The organism is Streptomyces sp. NPDC050287 (assembly GCF_044459385.1).
Lineage (GTDB): Bacteria > Actinomycetota > Actinomycetes > Streptomycetales > Streptomycetaceae > Streptomyces.
In genome coordinates this window covers 949,672-965,947 of sequence record NZ_JBITIY010000002.1, presented here as the reverse complement: position 1 = coordinate 965,947, position 16,276 = coordinate 949,672, and the positions used below count along the sequence as shown (strand labels likewise).

Below are 16,276 nucleotides of genomic sequence, written 5' to 3'. Positions count from 1 at the left end.
GACACGTCCACCGCCATGGTCAAGGCCGAGGGCGTCCACAAGTCCTTCGGTCCCGTCGAAGTGCTCAAGGGCATCGACCTCGAGGTCAACTCCGGCGAGGTGTTCTGCCTCATCGGCCCCTCCGGCTCCGGAAAGTCGACCTTCCTCCGCTGCATCAACCACCTGGAGAAGATCAATTCCGGGCGGCTCTACGTGGATGGGGAGCTGGTCGGATATCGCCAGAAGGGGGACAAGCTGTACGAGCTCAAGGACAGCGAGGTCGCCCTGAAGCGCCGGGACATCGGCATGGTCTTCCAGCGCTTCAACCTGTTCCCGCACATGACGGCGGCGGAGAACATCATCGAGGCACCGATCCAGGTCAAGGGCACCAACAAGGCCCAGGCCAGGGAGCGTGCGACGCAGCTCCTGGAGCGAGTGGGCCTGGCCGACAAAGCCGGGAGCTACCCCTCGCAACTCTCGGGCGGCCAGCAGCAGCGCGTGGCGATCGCCCGGGCCCTCGCCATGGACCCGAAGCTGATGCTCTTCGACGAGCCGACCTCGGCCCTCGACCCGGAGTTGGTCGGCGACGTCCTGGACGTCATGCGGGACCTCGCCGAGTCCGGCATGACGATGATCGTCGTCACCCACGAGATGGGCTTCGCCCGTGAGGTGGGCGACAGCCTGGTCTTCATGGACGACGGCGTGGTGGTCGAGTCCGGGCACCCGCGCGACGTCCTGACGAACCCTCAGCACGAGCGCACGCAGTCGTTCCTGTCGAAGGTGCTCTAGCGACAGCCGGACGGACAAGGGGCGGTACGGGACTCCCGTACCGCCCCTTTCGCGCGCTCCGGCGTTACTTCAGCGCCAGCACCAACGCGTCCGTCGGCGAGCACCACACCGGGCGTACCTCGCCGAAGCCCTTCTCGCGCAGCACGCGCGCGTGCCAGGCCGCGGAGGGTGTGTCGCCGTCCGCGTGCTCGCCGTAGATCTCGAAGCGCCGGGCGGTGGGTTCGGCGAGGACCGGGTCCTTGGCGGCCAGTTGCCACCAGTCCGCCCAGTCCAGGGCACCGTCCCGCTTGGCCTGTTCCCTGCGGGCGCGCCGCTGGGCCTGCTCGGCCGCGTTGATCCGGGGCGTGGACTCGTCGATCATGTGGTCGGCGTTCATGAAGACACCGCCGTCGCGGACGAGTTCCGCGACCTGACCGTAGAGGGCCGCGAGGGGTTCGCTGTGCAGCCAGTGCAGGGCCGTGGCGGTCAGGACGGCGTCGTACGAGTCGTACGGCAGCTTCGTGCGCCAGTGCGGGTCCTTGAGGTCGGCGGTGACGAAGCAGACCCGCTCGTCGCCCGCGAAGGTGCCCTCGGCGATGGCGAGGAGTGCCGGGTCGAGGTCGACGCCGGTACTGGTGGCCTCGGGGAAGCGGGCGAGGAGCCGGGCGGTGATGCTTCCCGTGCCGCACGCGAGGTCCAGGACGCGCGGGGCGGTGCCGACGAAGGCCTCGACCATGTCGAGCATGACCCGGAAGCGCTCCTCCCGGTCCGGCATGTACCACTCCTGCTGCCGGTCCCAGCTCTCCTGCCAGGCCGACCAGTCGGCGCCGGCCGTCGTGTTGCCCGTCTCCGCATCCGTGCCCGTGCGCTTGTCCGTGCCCGCGTGCGTGTCCGTCATCGATCCCCTCCGTCGCGTACCGCCACGTAATACCCTGGAACCACGACCGGCTGTTACCTCGACCGCACCACGACCATAGAGCGCCTCCGTAAGGACTACAAGTGGAACTGGCCTATTACTCGGATTACGCCGTACGTCTCGTCAACAGCGAGGAACCGACCCGGGGCAGGGACACGCTGACCTCGGTCGAGGCGATCCACGGCCTCTTCGGCGGGAACGAGGGGGTGGCCCGGCGCGCCACGGACGCGGACGTCACCCGGTTCCGGGGGGTGCGGGCCCGCCTGCGCGCGGTCTTCGAGGCGGCGGACACCGGCGACGAGACCCTCGCGGTGGACCTGCTGAACTCACTGCTGCTGGAGTTCCCGGTGAGCCCGCAGATCTCCGGTCACGACTACCGGGACGACGAGGGCCGCCCGCTGTGGCACATGCACCTGGCGGACCACCCGTCCAACGCGACCGCCGGCTACGCGGCCATAGCGGCGATGGGCCTGGCCTTCCACCTCACGGAGTACGGCGTCGACCGCTTGGGCCTGTGCGAGGCGGCCCCGTGCCGCAACGCCTACCTGGACACGTCCACCAACCGCTCCCGGCGCTACTGCTCCGACCGCTGCGCCACCCGCGCCAACGTGGCGGCCTACCGGGCCCGCAAACGCCTGGAGGCGGACCGGTCGGACAGCACGGGCCTGGCGGCCGACAGCGCCCAGCGCAGCGCGGCGAACGGCGAACGCTGATCCGGCTTCGGCGGCCGGTAGCGGAAGCGGACCCTGCCCAGGACCAACTCGTCCGGCACTGTGCCGTAGTCGGTGCTGTCACCGCCGGCGTACGGATTGTCGCCGAGCACCCACCAGCCCACCTCACGCCGCTCCACGGCCCGCTTCACGACCAGCAGGTCCTGCTGGAACGGATGGCGCAGGACGACCACGTCACCCGGCCTGATCCGGGCGCCCCACCGCACCACGAGCTGGTCCCCGTGGCGAAGGGTGGGCACCATCGACGGCCCGGTCACCTCGGCCAGCCCGAACGGCAGTACGGCACCTCTGCGCTCGGTCTCCTGCGACAGTTCCGGCATCACCCAGCACCTCCCCGGTCCATCCTCCACCAGTCTCAGTCTGACCCCGGACTTTTGTCCTAAGCCCATGGGGGCACCCGCGAAAACCCCTCCCCCGGGGAGTAATGTCGCACCTGAGAAGACGATCACGAGGAAGGAATGCTTCATGCTTTCCCGCCTGTTCGCCCCCAAGGTCAAGGTCAGCGCCCACTGCGACCTGCCCTGCGGCGTGTACGACCCTGCCCAGGCCCGCATCGAGGCGGAGTCGGTCAAGGCTGTCCAGGAAAAGATGGCCGGCAACGACGACCCGCACTTCCAGGCACGCGCCACCGTCATCAAGGAGCAGCGTGCCGAGCTGGCGAAGCACCACGTCTCCGTGCTGTGGAGCGACTACTTCAAGCCCCCGCACTTCGAGAAGTACCCGGAGCTGCACCAGCTGGTCAACGACACCCTGAAGGCCCTCTCGGCCGCCAAGGGTTCGACCGACCCCGCCACGGGCCAGAAGGCCCTGGACTACATCGCCCAGATCGACAAGATCTTCTGGGAGACCAAGAAGGCCTGACCACCCAAGTCGGCCTCCCGGACCGGCGATCGGTGCACCATCGCAGGTCAGCGGGCACCCGAAGGGGCTCGACCGGACATGCTCCGGCCGGGCCCCTTCGCCGTGTCCGCGCAGGGTGCACGTCAGTGGAACCGCGGCACGATCAGATAGATCCCGTACGCCACCACCGCCGCGCACGCGGTGAAGCACAGGGCGGCCTGGGCGAGACTCGCGGTGTGGGTGGTGCCGTGCTCCTCGCGGGCGCCCTCGAAACGGGCGAGGCCGAGGATGCCGAGGGCGAAGACGGCGACCACGGCGACGGTGACGCCGATGCTGACCGCGGTGACCTGGCCCAGTGCGTTCCAGTCGAGACTCATGTGTGAACTCCCGTGACTCGGACGGCTACTCGGATGGCTACTCGGGCGACTGCTGGGACGAGTGCTGGGGCGATGGGTCGGGCCACTGCTCAGGCCACCGTGCCGACGTCGGCCGGTGTGGTGGCGCGGATGGCGACCTCGTGGGCGTCGTTGACGTTGTCCGCGTGCACCGGGTTGCGCCGCGAGAGGAGCACGATGCCGGCGGCGACGGCCGCGCCGACCATGGCGACGACCACCGTGCCGACGTTCCCGCCGTGCTTGACCGCGCTCGCGGAGACCCCGCCGGCCAGCGCGGCCGCGGGCAGCGTGATCAGCCAGGCGAGCACCATCCGGCCCGCGATACCCCAGCGCACCTCCGCCAGCCGCCGGCCGAGGCCCGCGCCGAGGATGCTGCCCGAGGCGACCTGGGTGGTGGACAGGGCGAAGCCGAGGTGGGCGGAGGTCAGGATGACGGTCGTGGAGGCGGTCTCCGCGGCGAAGCCCTGCGGCGACTGGATCTCCGTCAGGCCCTTGCCCATGGTGCGGATGATCCGCCAGCCGCCCAGGTACGTGCCCAGACCGATGGCGAGCCCCGCCGACGCGATCACCCACACCGGCGGGCCGGCGTCGTGGCCGAGCGCGCCCGCCGAGATGAGGGTGAGGGTGATGACGCCCATGGTCTTCTGCGCGTCGTTCGTGCCGTGCGCGAGGGAGACCAGCGAGGCCGAGGCGATCTGCCCGAGCCGGAAGCCCTTGGTCACCGACTCCTTGCGGGCCCGGGCGGTGAGTTTGTAGGCGAGGTAGGTGGCGATCAGCGCCGCGACCCCGGCGACCAGCGGTGAGGCCACCGCCGGGATCAGCACCTTCTCGACCACCTTGTCGAAGTGCACGCCATGGGAGCCGGCGCCGACCCAGACCGCCCCGATCAGCCCGCCGAACAGCGCGTGCGACGAACTGGACGGCAGGCCGACCAGCCAGGTCAGCAGATTCCACAGGATCGCCCCGACCAGGCCCGCGAAGATCATTCCCGGGGAGACCAGGGTGTCGTCCACGATGCCGCCGGAGATCGTCTTGGCGACCTCGGTGGACAGGAAGGCGCCGACCACGTTGAGGACCCCGCTGATGAGCACGGCGGTTCTCGGTGTGAGCGCCCCCGTGGCGATGGACGTGGCCATCGCGTTCGCCGTGTCGTGGAAGCCGTTGGTGAAGTCGAAGGCGAGCGCCGTGACGATGACGACGGCCACCAGGAACGTGATGTGGTCCATTGCCCAAGGCAAGCAAGGTCAGGTCAATCCCCGGAGAACTGGAGGGAAAGCCTGTTCCAGGACGGCGCGCACAAGTGATGGAGGCCGTGTGATCCTGGGGGCGTGACCCTCGAAGACCTCGTCCGGCTGCGGCAGGCCCGCGACCGCATCAACCGTGAGTACGCCGAGCCGCTCGACGTCGCCGCCCTCGCCCGCACCGCCCTGATGTCCCCCGGCCACTTCCAGCGCAGCTTCCGCGAGGCGTTCGGCCAGACCCCCTACGGCTATCTCATGACCCGCCGGATCGAACGCGCCAAGGCCCTGCTGCGCCGCGGGGACCTCAGCGTGACCGAGGTGTGCCTGGCGGTCGGCTGCACCTCGCTGGGCTCCTTCAGCTCCCGCTTCACCGAACTGGTCGGTGAGACTCCGAGCGCCTACCGGGCCCGTTCGCACGAGGCGGGCGCGGTGATCCCGGCGTGCGTGGCCCGGACGTACACCCGGCCGAGACGAGCGGCGCGGCGGCCGTCGGGAGCCTAGGGCCTGTTGCGAAAGTGGCCTCTGCCGCGCGACGCCCGGCACGCACTCTCGCCGCACCGCCCGAAAGCCCGAGTACGCCCAGTACGAGGGCTTCCGGGCGGCACTCCCCCAGCCTTCGGCCGGGGGGACCCCCAGAGCACGCACCGGACGCCGCGCGGCCGCCCTCCGGGCGACGAGGCCACTTTCGCAACAGGCCCTAGGCCGTTCTGGGCCGGTACGTCCTGGGCGGCGTAGCCGGCCCTGCCGTCCTAGGCTGCGGATATGGACCTGAAACTCAAGCAGTGCTTCATCGCCGTCGACGACCATGACAAGGCGATCGCCTTCTACCGGGACGTACTGGGCCTGGAGATCCGCAACGACGTCGGGTTCGAGGGGATGCGCTGGGTGACCGTCGGCTCGCCGCTGCAGCCGGACGTGGAGATCGTGCTGGAGCCGCCCGCCGCGAACCCGGACACCTCGCCCGCCGACCGGGAGGCGATGGCCCGGCTGCTGGCGAAGGGGATCCTGCGCGGGGTCATCTTCACCACCGCCGACTGCGACGCCCTGTTCTCCCGGGTCGAGGAGTCCGGCGCCGAGGTCCTCCAGGAACCGATGGACCAGCCGTACGGGGTGCGGGACTGCGCGTTCCGGGACCCGGCGGGCAACATGCTGCGGTTCCTGGAGCGGGCCTGAATTTCCGGAGGCACCCAGGCCGTCGAGCTCTACGATCACCGCCATGAGCCGATCCGTCCTGTGGACCTACGCCTTCGTCGACCGCCCCCTCCCTCTGTTCGGTCGCGCCGGTGACTTCTGGACCGCCGTCACGGACACCCGGCGGTCCGAACTCCGGGGAGAACAGCGGGAATTCGTGACACTGCTGGCGGACGGCGCCGACGCCTGTGTGAAGGTCCAGGGGGTGATGGACGGCGAGGGCGGCGCCCATCTCGACTTCGCCGTGGCCGACGTACCGGAGTTCGTCGCGTCGGCGCACCGCCTCGGCGCGAGCACGGTCGCCGACCACGGCACGCTCGTCGTGCTGCGCTCCCCCGCCGGGCAGTTGTTCTGCGCGGTGCCGTGGCACGGCGAGTCGGTCCGCCCGCCGGTGGTGCGCGGCAGCCGCCTCGACCAGGTGTGCCTGGACCTCGCGCCCTCGTCCTACGACGCCGAAGTCGCGTTCTGGAGCGGCCTGCTGTCCGACTGGGAGTCGCTGCCGGGCGCGCTGCCGGAGTTCCATGTGATCAAGCCCGGTCCCGGGCTGCCGGTCCGCATCCTCCTGCAACGGCTCGGCGCGGAACGGCCCGCCTCCGCCCACCTCGACCTGGCCTGCGCGGACATCGAGGCGACCCGGGCCGCGCACGAACGCCTCGGGGCGACGGCGGTCTCCCGTGGCCGCCACTGGACGGTGATGCGCGATCCGGCGGGCGGCACGTACTGCCTGACGGGCCGGGATCCGGAGACGGGTGGACTGCCCGGTCGCAGGTGACCATGCAGCCGATCGCCGCCGGCGACGGTGGGCTCCGCCCGCTGCCCTGAGGTCCCCGGCACGGTCCAGGATGGGCCGGATCACCACCGGGCAGGTGGGAGCACCCGCGGGCCGGGTCCGGGAACGCCGGAGCCGGCCGGCGGCTCTCGACACGGCTCAGGACTTTTCTGAGAGGTTGTCCGGACGTTCTCAGGGCTTCTTCGGCGGTTGATTCTTGCCGGCGTCGGCGTGCGCGTCGGCGCGGGCGCTCTCCGCGCCCTCTGCGGCGTACGCCGAGCACTCGCGGTTGCGGCATGGGCCGGCCACCCACACCGGTACCCACGCGCCGAGCGTCTTGTGACGCCTCACGACCGTGTCGACGGGCTGTCCGCAGACGGGACAGGCATGTGCATCGCTGTCCATGCCTTCAGAGTAGGGCGCCCGGGACGTCAGCGCTTCCTGCTGTACGTGCGCACCAGCACGCCGTTCTTGAAGGCGCGTACGTCGTCGAGCGCGAACTCGCTGATCGCGAACGCGGCCCCGAACATCGGCATGCCCGAGCCCTGCACGACCGGGTAGGTCTTGATGACGAGTTCGTCGATCTCGTCGAGCAGCTCGCCCGCGAGCCTCGACCCGCCGCAGAGGTAGATGCCGAACTCGCCGTCCCCCGCCTTGAGTTCACGGACCCTGCCGACGAGGTCGTCCGCGATGATCTCGACGTGCGGGTCGGGCGACTCCTGCAGGGTGCGGGAGGCGACGTACTCGCGCAGATGGGCGTACGGGCTGGTGATGCCCTCCTTCAGCGCCACGTCGTAGCTGGCCCGGCCCTGGATGATGGTGTCGAACTTCCTGTTCGGCAGGTCGTCGATGCCGAGGGAGCGGCGGCCATGGGTCGGGAGGGTCTCGGGATACTCGGCCCTGAGGAACTCGAAGAACTCCTCGTCGACGAAGGGGTACATGTACGAGGCGTCACCCGCCTCGTCTCCGATGAAACCGTCGATCGAGCAGGCGATGTAGTAGGTGAGCTTTCGCAATCCGGTCTCTTTTCGTAGGCTGCGGTCCATCGATGAACCACTTCAGATGTAGTGCTTCATGTGTAGTGCTTCACTTGTAGTGGTTGCAAGGGGATTTCCGTCATCGACAGCAACTGGGAGAGGGGATTCCGGATGGCCGGCAACCCGCAGCGCCGCGCCGCGCTGGTCGACGCGGGGATCGAGGTGCTCGCGCACGAGGGGGCGCGCGGGCTGACGTTCCGCGCGGTGGACGCGGAGGCCGGGGTGCCGGTGGGCACGGCCTCGAACTACTTCACCGGCCGGGACGACCTGCTGCGCCAGATCGACGCCCGGCTGCACGAGCGGCTCGCGCCCGACCCCGAGGTGATGAACGCCCTGCTGGCGGGGCCGAGGGACCGCTCGCTCGTCACCGCCTTCATGGACGACCTCATGGACCGAGCGACCCGCGACCGCACCGGCTATCTCGCACTGCTGGAGATGCGTCTGGAGGCCACCCGCCGTCCCGAACTGCGTGCCTCCTTCACCACCTCGGTGCGCGGCGACCTGGAGTACGGCATGCGGTTCCACCGCGAGGCGGGGCTGCCCGGCGGGGACGAGACCGTCACCGTTCTCTATCTCGCGATGCTGGGGCTGATCCTGGAACACCTGACCCTGCCGGGCGTTCTGGACGGTGTGCTGTCCGGGGTGAGCGTCCCGGACGGGCTGGTGGAACGGATCGTCGCGACGGTCGTACCGGAGGGCTAGAACCGCTGCCCTGCCGCCGGTTCAAGCCGGTTCAAGCCGGTTCAGGCCGGTTCATGGCTGGGGCTCGCGCCACATCGGCCACATCTGCGGGCCGCTGTCCGGGAGGTCGAGGGGGCGGCCCAGGACTTGGAAGCCGAGGCGCTCGTACAACGTGCGGCTGCGGGCGTTGCTGGCCTCCAGGTATGCGGGCAGTCCCTCGCGGTCGCAGCGGTCGAGGACCGAGGTGATGAGCGCGGTGCCGAGACCCTCGCCCTGGCGCCCGGGGGCCACGCCGATCATCCACAGGTAGGCGTGGGCCCGGCCCGAGGGGTGGATCTGCGAGGTGAGCCGGCCGATCAGCTCGACGCGCTCGTTGTCCGGGTCGACGGCCGCTCGCAGCTGGGCGGGACCGTCGTCCTCGGCCGGGTCGTCTCCGTGGTCGTCGGCGGGCATGGACAGCCACAGCGCACACGCCGTGCCGTCCTCGGTGACATCGATGCGGCCCTCGGCGAGCACGATCTCGGTGAACGCGGCCATCAACTTGTGGTGCGTCGTACGGCGGTACTCCTCACCGGGGAAGACCCAGCCGCTCACCGGATCGTCCTGGAAGGCCTCGTCCAGCAGCCGGACCACCAGCTCCCGGTCCCCCTCGTCCGCCGTCCGGATCGCCACGCCCATGCCCCTGCCCCTTCACTTCAACTTATCGTGCCGCTATGGCTGTTGAGCCTATACGGACTGTCCGCGATCGCCCCGCTGACTGAAGGCGGCGGAAAGCGGCGGGTCCCGCACGCCGTGGGGATGTGCGGGACCCGCCGGGGCCGGAGCCCCGCGGCAGTGCGGGGTCAGGAGCCGCACGGCAGCGGGGACTCCGGGCTCCTGGGCGCCCTCCCCCCTGGTGGACGCCCGTCGGTGAGTCGTTGGTGACGGTCGTTGATGACATTTGTCGGTGACGTTTGTCGCCGGCTTCCGTCAGCTGCTGCGCCGGGTCACGAACTCGGCCAGCGAGAGCAGGCCGCCCGCCGCTTCCGGGTCGGACACCGCGCGGGACAGTTCCCGCATCGCGCGGGCCATCCGGTCGGCGGCCTGGACCTGCGCCCAGTCGCGTCCGCCCGCCCGCTCCACGACCAGCGCGGTCCGGTCCAGGTCCTCCTCCGCACAAGGGGCTTCGTACAACGAAGCCAGTTCGATGGCTTCCGGGGTGCCGGAGGCGAGCGCGGCGACCACTGGCAGTGACTTCTTGCGGGCGGCGAGATCCGCGCCGGCCGGCTTGCCGGTGCTGCGCGGGTCGCCCCATATGCCGATCACGTCGTCGATGAGCTGGAAGGCGAGCCCGGCCTCCCGGCCGAACGCGTCCAGCGCCTCGACGTCGTCGTCCTCCGCTCCCGCGTACAGCGCGCCGAGGGCGCAGGCGCACCCGAGCAGCGCCCCCGTCTTGGCCTCGGCCATGGCGAGCACCTCGTCGAGGGTGACGTCACGGGGGCCGAGCGCCTCCATGGCGGTGTCCGCGTGCTGCCCCGCACACAGTTCGACGACGCAGTGTGCGAGCCGGGCGGCGGCCCGCGCGGAGACCGGATGCGGATCCTCGGCGAGCAGCCTGAGGGCCAGCGCCTGGAGCGCGTCCCCGGCGAGGATCGCGTCGGGGACGCCGAACACGGTCCAGGCGGTGGGCCGGTGGCGCCGGGTGGTGTCCCGGTCCATCACGTCGTCGTGCAGCAATGTGAAGTTGTGGACCAATTCCACCGCGGCGGCCGCCCGCACCGCGTCGGCCCGCGCCTCCGGTCCGCCGAGCGCGGCGGCCGCGGTGAGGACGAGTGCGGGACGGATCGCCTTGCCCGCGTTGTCCGCCGCCGGGGTGCCGTCCGCGTGTTCCCAGCCGAGGTGGTAGAGCGCGACACGGCGCATGGAGACGGGCAGCGAATCGATCGCGGAGCGCAGCTGCGGGTCGACCGAGGCCCGGGCCCGCTCCAGGATCACCCCTGCCTCGTGCCCGTCCGCCGGCGGAGGCGGCCCGGTGGCGCGGTGCTTCGTCTCCGCCATGAACTCGGTCATGGGCGCCCCTCGGCGAGTCCGCGGACGCGGCCGCCCGCGCCGCGGCCGGGCACGCACGACCGGGACGTACCCGCCCCGCGGGCCGGAGACACGGCCCTCACGTGCCGGAACGTCACCTCCAGCGGCCGATCTCGACGTTCTCCAGCACACCGAGCGCGTCCGGCACGAGCACCGCCGCCGAGAAGTAGGCGGTCACCAGGTACTTGATGATCGCCTGCTCATTGATGCCCATGAAACGCACGGACAGGCTCGGCTCGATCTCGTCCGGGATCCCCGCCTGCTGGAGGCCGATGACGCCCTGCTCGGCCTCACCGGTACGCATCGCGATGATCGAGGTCGTGCGTGCATCGGTGACCGGGATCTTGTTGCAGGGGTAGATCGGCACCCCCCGCCAGGTCGGGATCCGGTTGCCGGCCACCTCGATGGTCTCGGGGACGAGTCCGCGCTTGTTGAGCTCACGGCCGATCGCGGAGATCGCTCGCGGATGGGCGAGCAGCAGCTTGGTGCCGCGGCGCCTGCTGAGCAGCTCGTCCAGGTCGTCGGGGCCGGGCACGCCGTTGTGCGGGTGGAGCCGCTGGTCGTACTCGCAGTTGTGCAGCAGCCCGAACTCCCGGTTGTTGACCAGCTCGTGCTCCTGGCGTTCCTTCAGCGCCTCGACGGTCAGCCGGAGCTGCTGCTCGGTCTGGTTCATCGGCTGGTTGTAGAGGTCGGCCACGCGGGAGTGGATGCGCAGCACGGTCTGGACGATGCTCAGTTCGTACTCGCGGGGCCGGGCCTCGTAGTCGACGAAGGTGTGCGGGATGTCCGGCTCGCCGCCGTGACCGGCAGCGAGGTCGATCTCCTTCTCGCCGTACTTGTTGGTGCGCTGCGCGGGGATGGAGCGCCGCTCCTGGAGGTGTGCGCGCAGCGACTCGGTACGCTCCGCGACCTGCTCGACCGCGTCGCGGGGCAGCACCAGCACCGTGCAGGCGGTGACCGCGCGGGCCGTGTACTCCCAGATGGCGTCCGCGTCGAGCAGTGCCTGGTCGCCGAAGTAGGCGCCGTCGGCGAGCACCCCGAGGACCGCGTCGTCGCCGTACGGCCCGGTGCCGACCTTCTCGACCCTGCCGTGCGCCAGCAGGAAGACCTCGCCGGTCGGGCTGCCGAACTCGGCGATCACGGTTCCCGGTTCGAACTCCCGCTGCTCGCAGCGGCGGGCGAGCTCGGTGAGCACCTCCTCGTCCTCGTACGACCGCAGCGCGGGCAGTTCGCCCAGCTCCGCGGGGATCACCTCGACCCGGTCGCCGGTCTTCACGAACGTCACCCGGCCGTCCCCGACGGCGTAGCTCAGCCGTCGGTTCACCCGGTACGTGCCGCCCTGCACGTTCACCCAGGGAAGCATGCGCAGCAGCCAGCGGGAGCTGATCTCCTGCATCTGGGGTGCGGACTTGGTGGTGGTGGCCAGGTTCCGCGCGGCCGCCGTGCCGAGACTCTGCTGCGGCCTGTCCTGCTGGGTGCGGACCTCTTCGCCTACCGACATAAGGAATTGCCCTCCCGCGGTCATGCGCGAAGGCGACTGCCTCGCGCATCGATGTGCCCGGACCAGCCTTCCATCACGGAGCGTGCCGGTGCTATTACACGAAAGAGCGGGATTGGATCATCAGGGGCTGGGCACACAGAAGGCTCTTGTCCAGTCGGGCACGGTCGGGCACCGCCGACGCGGCGGTCCGGACAGGGGGCCCGCGCGAGAGGCCTGACGAGAGGCCTGAGCGAGCCGTCCCTGCGAGCCGGACGACATTGTCCGGATCGGCTCGCACGCCGAGCGAAGAAGTAGTCCGGACCGCGCGCTTCCGGTACAAGCAGCGGTACGAGACGGCCGCGCACGGCGGCCGGCGCGCAGCGCTAAGGAGCCGGTCATGGCCTCACCCATGTCCGCGGGCAGTTTCCTGGCAGGTCTCAGGGCCGAGGGCCTCACCGTCGTCGAGGTGGGCGACTGGGAGCATCACAATCGCAACCACAAGGGCCCCTGGGGGCCCGTACACGGCGTGATGATCCATCACACGGTGACCAAGGGCAGCGCGCGGACGGTGAAGCTGTGCCGCGACGGCTACGCGGACCTGCCCGGCCCGCTGTGCCACGGCGTCATCACCAAGGACGGCAGGGTCCACCTCGTCGGCTACGGCCGCGCCAACCACGCGGGCCTCGGCGACGACGACGTCCTGCGCGCGGTGATCGCCGAGAAGGGTCTGCCGCACGACAACGAGGCCAACACCGACGGCAACCGCCACTTCTACGGCTTCGAGTGCGAGAACCTCGGCGACGGGCAGGACCCCTGGCCGGCGGCCCAGCTGGAGGCGATCGAGAAGGCGGCCGCCGCGATCTGCCGCCACCACGGCTGGACGGAACGGTCGGTCATCGGACACCTGGAGTGGCAGCCCGGCAAGGTGGACCCCCGGGGCTTCACGATGGCGTCGATGCGGCAGCGGATCAGGGACCGCCTGAAGTGACCGACGCCCCCGCCCGGCGGTGACAATGGATCCGTGACCAGCCTCGCCGCCCTGCGCCCCCGGCTCCCCTCCCCCCTGCAGGAGATCGAGGACGACCGCTTCGCCGGACGCGGCATCCGTCTCCTCCTCAAGCGTGACGACCTGATCCACCCGGAGCTCATCGGCAACAAGTGGCGCAAGCTGGCGCCGAACCTCGCCGCCGCGGCCGGCCGTACCGTCGTCACCTTCGGCGGCGCGTACTCCAACCACCTGCGTGCCACGGCCGCCGCGGGCCGGCTGCTCGGCCTGCCCACGGTCGGCGTGGTCCGCGGCCAGGAACTGGCCGACCGGCCGCTGAACCCGTCGCTGGGCCGGTGCACGGCCGACGGCATGCGGCTGCACTTCGTCGACAGATCGACGTATCGCCTCGCGGCCGATCCGGAGACGCTGACCGCGGTGCTGCGCGCCGCGGGCGCCGAGGGCGCATACGTCGTCCCGGAGGGCGGCAGCAACGCCCTCGCCGTCCGCGGCTGTCATGCCCTCGGGGAGGAACTGCGCGGGCAGGCCGATGTCGTCGCGCTCGCCTGCGGCACCGGCGGGACCCTCGCGGGCCTGGCCGCCGGGCTGGCCCCGGACCAGCGCGCTCTGGGCGTCCCCGTCCTACGGGGCGGGTTTCTGACGGCCGGGATACAGGCACTCCAGGCCCGCGCCTTCGACGGCCCACGCGGCACCTGGCGGCTCGACGAGCGCTTCCACTTCGGCGGTTACGCCCGCACCACTCCCGAGCTCGACGACTTCGCCGCCGACTTCGAGGACCGCCACGGACTCCCGGTCGAGCGCCTCTATGTCGCCAAATTGCTGTATGGACTGGTCGCCCTGGCAGCAGAAGGCGCCTTCGCGCGTGGGACGACGATCGCGGCCGTCGTCACCGGCCGACCCTTCCCGTAAGGCCTCGCGTCTCTCCCGTAAGGCCTCGCGTCTCTCCCGTAAGCCCCCGCGCCCCTGCCGTAGCCCTCCTGCGTCGCTCCCCCACCTCGCTAAACCGCCTCCCGGTAGGCCGCCGCCTCCTCCAGGTCCAGTCGGCGCAGCAGGGTGCGCAGCATCTCGTCGTCGATGTAGCGGCCGTCGCGGAGCCTGACGAAGACCGCGCGTTCGGCGCTGATCATCTCCCGGGACAGCCGCCGGTAGGTGTCGTCGACGCTCTCGCCGGTGAGCGGGTTGACCTGGCCGAGGCGTTCCCACACGGCGTTGCGGCGGCGCTCCAGGACAGAGCGCAGGCGGTCCGCCAGAGGGCCCGGGAGCTCGTTGCGCTCGTCGGAGAGGAGCTCGTCCAGGCGCTGCTCGGCGATCCGGGAGGCCTGCGCCTGGGCGTTGGCCTCCGCGAGCGTCTCGGCCTGCGCGTCCCGGCCGGGAAGCTTCAGCAGGCGGATCAGCGGGGGCAGGGTCAACCCCTGCAGGACCAGCGTGCCGATGACCGTGGTGAAGGTCAGGAACAGTATGAGGTTGCGATCCGGGAACGGTTCGCCGCCGTGCACGGTCAGCGGGATGGAGAAGGCGATGGCCAGGGAGACCACGCCCCGCATGCCCGCCCAGGCGATCACGAACGGCCCCTTCCAGGTGGGGGTGGCTTCGCGTTCCCGGATCCGCGCCGACAGCCGTCGGGGCAGGAACGTCGCCGGATACACCCACATGAAGCGGGAGGCTACGACCACGAGGAAGAGCGCGACCGCGTACAGGGCGGCGCGTCCCCCCTCGTATTCCCCGAGGCCCGTGAGGATCACCGGCAGTTGCAGTCCGATCAGGGCGAACACCGCGGACTCCAGAACGAACGCGACCATCTTCCAGACGGCCTCCTCCTGGAGGCGGGTGGCGAAGTCGACCTCCCACGCGCGGTGGCCGAGATAGAGCGCCACGGTCACGACCGCGAGGACACCGGAGGCGTGCACCTGCTCGGCGGCCGCGTACGCGACGAACGGGATCAGCAGGGAGAGCGTGTTCTGCAGCAGCGCCTCCTTCAGGTGGGTGCGCATCCAGTGGATGGGCACCATGAGCACCAGCCCGAAGCCGACCCCGCCGACCGCCGCGAGCAGGAACTCACCGATTCCGCCGGCCCAGGTGGCACCCTCACCGACGGCTGCCGCGAGGGCCACCCGGTAGGCGGTGATCGCGGTGGCGTCGTTCACCAGGGACTCGCCCTGCAGGATCGTGGTGATCCTGGACGGCAGCCCGACCCGGCGTGCGACCGCCGTGGCCGCGACCGCGTCCGGCGGCGCCACCACCGCACCCAGCACCAGGGCGGCGGTCAGCGGCAGCTCCGGCACGATCAGATAGGCGGCCCAGCCGACGGCGAAGGTCGCGAAGAGGACGTATCCGACGGACAGCAGCGCCACGGGCCTCAGCTGCGCGCGCAGGTCGAGGTAGGAGCTGTCGGTGGCCGCCGTGTACAGCAGCGGGGGCAGCACGAGCGGCAGGACGACGTGCGGGTCGAGGGTGTATCCGGGGACTCCGGGGACGTAACTGATCAGCAGGCCTACCGCGACCAGCAGCAGCGGCGCCGGCACCGGGGTCCGCCGGGCGGCCGCCGCGACCGCCGCGCTGCCCGCCACCAGCAACAGCAGTGGCATCACGTCCATGCTTCTCGCCCGCCCTCGTCCGTCCTGGTGCACCCGGCCCCGTACATCCTCATGCGCCCGCCCTCGGTTTTCCGCGCGGTCTTCCGCACACCCGTCGTAATCTGGCAATCATGAAACAGTGCACGCACGCCGACGAGCTGCAGCACCCCGAACCCGGGCCGCTGAGCGACACCTGTCTCGAGTGTCAGGCGGCCGGCACCCACCCGGTACAGCTGCGGCTCTGCCTGACCTGCGGTCACGTCGGTTGCTGCGACTCCTCGCCGGGGCGGCACGCGACCGAGCACTACAAGGACTCCGGACACCCGATCATGCGGACGTTCGAGCCCGGCGAGGCGTGGCGGTGGTGCTTCGTCGACCACGTCCTCGTGTGACCTCCGATCCGGACGGTTCGACCGTCTGACGTGTGGGTACGTCAACCCGGCGCCCGCTCTTCCCAATTGGGCCCGCAGACCCCCTAGCCACGGAGCGTATCCGTGTGTTTACTATGAGTGACAGCAAGGGGTTGGGGTCCCGGGGACAGGAAAGTTCAGAGCGCGGTAGCGTCACCGCTGAACCACGTATCGCGTTATCCCGGGGGGCGA

Annotated in this window: 20 protein-coding genes; 10 read left to right on the top strand and 10 right to left on the bottom strand. The window is 70.7% G+C overall.

Annotated elements, in window-relative coordinates:
• The first annotated feature begins 15 nt into the window (after positions 1 to 15).
• A complete protein-coding gene (locus ACIBK3_RS09770) occupies positions 16 to 768 on the top strand; it encodes an amino acid ABC transporter ATP-binding protein (protein ID WP_399364002.1) in 753 nt (250 codons plus the stop codon).
• A gap of 64 nt (positions 769 to 832) precedes the next feature.
• Here ACIBK3_RS09770 and ACIBK3_RS09765 read toward each other — a convergent pair whose 3' ends face one another.
• Positions 833 to 1,645 carry a class I SAM-dependent methyltransferase gene (locus ACIBK3_RS09765; protein ID WP_399363646.1) on the bottom strand — a complete coding sequence of 271 codons (813 nt, stop codon included), beginning with the start codon at positions 1,643 to 1,645 and terminating at the stop codon, positions 833 to 835.
• Between the two features lie 101 nt (positions 1,646 to 1,746).
• On the opposite strand from ACIBK3_RS09765, the gene ACIBK3_RS09760 reads away from it, so the two are divergent.
• On the top strand, positions 1,747 to 2,376 hold the full coding sequence (locus ACIBK3_RS09760) for a CGNR zinc finger domain-containing protein (protein ID WP_399363644.1): 630 nt from the start codon (positions 1,747 to 1,749) through the stop codon (positions 2,374 to 2,376).
• On the opposite strand, the gene sodX is transcribed toward ACIBK3_RS09760, so the two are convergent.
• On the bottom strand, positions 2,280 to 2,714 hold the full coding sequence (sodX, locus tag ACIBK3_RS09755; protein WP_399363642.1) for a nickel-type superoxide dismutase maturation protease: 435 nt from the start codon (positions 2,712 to 2,714) through the stop codon (positions 2,280 to 2,282). The genes ACIBK3_RS09760 and sodX overlap by 97 nt on opposite strands.
• Positions 2,715 to 2,859: 145 nt before the next feature.
• Between sodX and sodN the strand changes: the two genes are divergently transcribed.
• Positions 2,860 to 3,255, top strand: coding sequence for a superoxide dismutase, Ni (gene sodN, locus ACIBK3_RS09750; RefSeq protein ID WP_003992892.1), 396 nt, complete (start codon positions 2,860 to 2,862; stop codon positions 3,253 to 3,255).
• Between the two features lie 122 nt (positions 3,256 to 3,377).
• Here the strand turns inward: sodN and ACIBK3_RS09745 are convergent, their stop codons facing one another.
• Positions 3,378 to 3,611 carry a hypothetical protein gene (locus ACIBK3_RS09745; RefSeq protein WP_399363640.1) on the bottom strand — a complete coding sequence of 78 codons (234 nt, stop codon included), beginning with the start codon at positions 3,609 to 3,611 and terminating at the stop codon, positions 3,378 to 3,380.
• An 89-nt stretch (positions 3,612 to 3,700) separates the two neighbouring features.
• On the bottom strand, positions 3,701 to 4,855 hold the full coding sequence (locus ACIBK3_RS09740) for an anion permease (protein ID WP_399363638.1): 1,155 nt from the start codon (positions 4,853 to 4,855) through the stop codon (positions 3,701 to 3,703).
• 102 nt (positions 4,856 to 4,957) lie between these two features.
• Between ACIBK3_RS09740 and ACIBK3_RS09735 the strand changes: the two genes are divergently transcribed.
• The 3 genes from ACIBK3_RS09735 to ACIBK3_RS09725 all read left to right on the top strand — a co-directional run bounded on the left by ACIBK3_RS09735 (position 4,958) and on the right by ACIBK3_RS09725 (position 6,833).
• Positions 4,958 to 5,371 carry a helix-turn-helix transcriptional regulator gene (locus ACIBK3_RS09735; RefSeq protein ID WP_399363636.1) on the top strand — a complete coding sequence of 138 codons (414 nt, stop codon included), beginning with the start codon at positions 4,958 to 4,960 and terminating at the stop codon, positions 5,369 to 5,371.
• Positions 5,372 to 5,632: 261 nt separating this feature from the next.
• A complete protein-coding gene (locus tag ACIBK3_RS09730) occupies positions 5,633 to 6,043 on the top strand; it encodes a VOC family protein (protein WP_030681365.1) in 411 nt (136 codons plus the stop codon).
• A gap of 43 nt (positions 6,044 to 6,086) precedes the next feature.
• Positions 6,087 to 6,833, top strand: coding sequence for a VOC family protein (locus ACIBK3_RS09725; RefSeq protein WP_399363633.1), 747 nt, complete (start codon positions 6,087 to 6,089; stop codon positions 6,831 to 6,833).
• A 189-nt stretch (positions 6,834 to 7,022) separates the two neighbouring features.
• On the opposite strand, the gene ACIBK3_RS09720 is transcribed toward ACIBK3_RS09725, so the two are convergent.
• Together ACIBK3_RS09720 and ACIBK3_RS09715 are read right to left on the bottom strand one after the other, a co-directional pair.
• On the bottom strand, positions 7,023 to 7,235 hold the full coding sequence (locus ACIBK3_RS09720) for a hypothetical protein (RefSeq protein WP_399363631.1): 213 nt from the start codon (positions 7,233 to 7,235) through the stop codon (positions 7,023 to 7,025).
• Positions 7,236 to 7,261: 26 nt separating this feature from the next.
• Positions 7,262 to 7,846: a dihydrofolate reductase family protein gene (locus ACIBK3_RS09715; RefSeq protein ID WP_399363630.1), complete on the bottom strand. Its 585-nt coding sequence runs from the start codon at positions 7,844 to 7,846 to the stop codon at positions 7,262 to 7,264.
• A gap of 132 nt (positions 7,847 to 7,978) precedes the next feature.
• Here ACIBK3_RS09715 and ACIBK3_RS09710 point away from each other — a divergent pair, with 132 nt between their 5' ends.
• Positions 7,979 to 8,569 (top strand): TetR/AcrR family transcriptional regulator, encoded by a 591-nt coding sequence (locus tag ACIBK3_RS09710; RefSeq protein ID WP_399363628.1) that lies wholly within the window; start codon positions 7,979 to 7,981, stop codon positions 8,567 to 8,569.
• A gap of 51 nt (positions 8,570 to 8,620) precedes the next feature.
• Here the strand turns inward: ACIBK3_RS09710 and ACIBK3_RS09705 are convergent, their stop codons facing one another.
• The 3 genes from ACIBK3_RS09705 to ACIBK3_RS09695 form a co-directional block, all read right to left on the bottom strand.
• Complete coding sequence (locus tag ACIBK3_RS09705) at positions 8,621 to 9,226, bottom strand: GNAT family N-acetyltransferase (protein ID WP_399363626.1); 606 nt, start codon at positions 9,224 to 9,226, stop codon at positions 8,621 to 8,623.
• 291 nt (positions 9,227 to 9,517) lie between these two features.
• Entirely contained in the window at positions 9,518 to 10,597 is a 1,080-nt protein-coding gene (locus tag ACIBK3_RS09700; protein WP_399363624.1) for a family 2 encapsulin nanocompartment cargo protein polyprenyl transferase, read from the bottom strand.
• A gap of 112 nt (positions 10,598 to 10,709) precedes the next feature.
• Positions 10,710 to 12,116, bottom strand: coding sequence for a family 2B encapsulin nanocompartment shell protein (locus ACIBK3_RS09695; protein WP_399363622.1), 1,407 nt, complete (start codon positions 12,114 to 12,116; stop codon positions 10,710 to 10,712).
• Between the two features lie 376 nt (positions 12,117 to 12,492).
• Between ACIBK3_RS09695 and ACIBK3_RS09690 the strand changes: the two genes are divergently transcribed.
• Together ACIBK3_RS09690 and ACIBK3_RS09685 are read left to right on the top strand one after the other, a co-directional pair.
• Complete coding sequence (locus tag ACIBK3_RS09690; RefSeq protein WP_399363620.1) at positions 12,493 to 13,083, top strand: N-acetylmuramoyl-L-alanine amidase; 591 nt, start codon at positions 12,493 to 12,495, stop codon at positions 13,081 to 13,083.
• 33 nt (positions 13,084 to 13,116) lie between these two features.
• Positions 13,117 to 14,010 carry a 1-aminocyclopropane-1-carboxylate deaminase/D-cysteine desulfhydrase gene (locus ACIBK3_RS09685; RefSeq protein ID WP_399363618.1) on the top strand — a complete coding sequence of 298 codons (894 nt, stop codon included), beginning with the start codon at positions 13,117 to 13,119 and terminating at the stop codon, positions 14,008 to 14,010.
• 89 nt (positions 14,011 to 14,099) lie between these two features.
• Here the strand turns inward: ACIBK3_RS09685 and ACIBK3_RS09680 are convergent, their stop codons facing one another.
• Positions 14,100 to 15,695: a Na+/H+ antiporter gene (locus ACIBK3_RS09680; protein ID WP_399363616.1), complete on the bottom strand. Its 1,596-nt coding sequence runs from the start codon at positions 15,693 to 15,695 to the stop codon at positions 14,100 to 14,102.
• Positions 15,696 to 15,805: 110 nt separating this feature from the next.
• Between ACIBK3_RS09680 and ACIBK3_RS09675 the strand changes: the two genes are divergently transcribed.
• Positions 15,806 to 16,066 (top strand): UBP-type zinc finger domain-containing protein, encoded by a 261-nt coding sequence (locus tag ACIBK3_RS09675; protein WP_399363614.1) that lies wholly within the window; start codon positions 15,806 to 15,808, stop codon positions 16,064 to 16,066.
• Positions 16,067 to 16,276: the final 210 nt, after the last annotated feature.

Excerpts from the sequence above, each read along its gene's own strand:
- ACIBK3_RS09770 (WP_399364002.1), top strand. The coding sequence starts at position 16 with ATGGTCAAGGCCGAGGGCGTCCACAAGTCCTTCGGTCCCGTCGAAGTG.
- ACIBK3_RS09765 (WP_399363646.1), bottom strand. The coding sequence starts at position 1,645 with ATGACGGACACGCACGCGGGCACGGACAAGCGCACGGGCACGGATGCG.
- sodX (WP_399363642.1), bottom strand. The coding sequence starts at position 2,714 with ATGCCGGAACTGTCGCAGGAGACCGAGCGCAGAGGTGCCGTACTGCCG.
- sodN (WP_003992892.1), top strand. The coding sequence starts at position 2,860 with ATGCTTTCCCGCCTGTTCGCCCCCAAGGTCAAGGTCAGCGCCCACTGC.
- ACIBK3_RS09745 (WP_399363640.1), bottom strand. The coding sequence starts at position 3,611 with ATGAGTCTCGACTGGAACGCACTGGGCCAGGTCACCGCGGTCAGCATC.
- ACIBK3_RS09740 (WP_399363638.1), bottom strand. The coding sequence starts at position 4,855 with ATGGACCACATCACGTTCCTGGTGGCCGTCGTCATCGTCACGGCGCTC.
- ACIBK3_RS09730 (WP_030681365.1), top strand. The coding sequence starts at position 5,633 with ATGGACCTGAAACTCAAGCAGTGCTTCATCGCCGTCGACGACCATGAC.
- ACIBK3_RS09725 (WP_399363633.1), top strand. The coding sequence starts at position 6,087 with ATGAGCCGATCCGTCCTGTGGACCTACGCCTTCGTCGACCGCCCCCTC.
- ACIBK3_RS09720 (WP_399363631.1), bottom strand. The coding sequence starts at position 7,235 with ATGGACAGCGATGCACATGCCTGTCCCGTCTGCGGACAGCCCGTCGAC.
- ACIBK3_RS09710 (WP_399363628.1), top strand. The coding sequence starts at position 7,979 with ATGGCCGGCAACCCGCAGCGCCGCGCCGCGCTGGTCGACGCGGGGATC.
- ACIBK3_RS09705 (WP_399363626.1), bottom strand. The coding sequence starts at position 9,226 with ATGGGCGTGGCGATCCGGACGGCGGACGAGGGGGACCGGGAGCTGGTG.
- ACIBK3_RS09700 (WP_399363624.1), bottom strand. The coding sequence starts at position 10,597 with ATGACCGAGTTCATGGCGGAGACGAAGCACCGCGCCACCGGGCCGCCT.
- ACIBK3_RS09695 (WP_399363622.1), bottom strand. The coding sequence starts at position 12,116 with ATGTCGGTAGGCGAAGAGGTCCGCACCCAGCAGGACAGGCCGCAGCAG.
- ACIBK3_RS09690 (WP_399363620.1), top strand. The coding sequence starts at position 12,493 with ATGGCCTCACCCATGTCCGCGGGCAGTTTCCTGGCAGGTCTCAGGGCC.
- ACIBK3_RS09680 (WP_399363616.1), bottom strand. The coding sequence starts at position 15,695 with ATGGACGTGATGCCACTGCTGTTGCTGGTGGCGGGCAGCGCGGCGGTC.
- ACIBK3_RS09675 (WP_399363614.1), top strand. The coding sequence starts at position 15,806 with ATGAAACAGTGCACGCACGCCGACGAGCTGCAGCACCCCGAACCCGGG.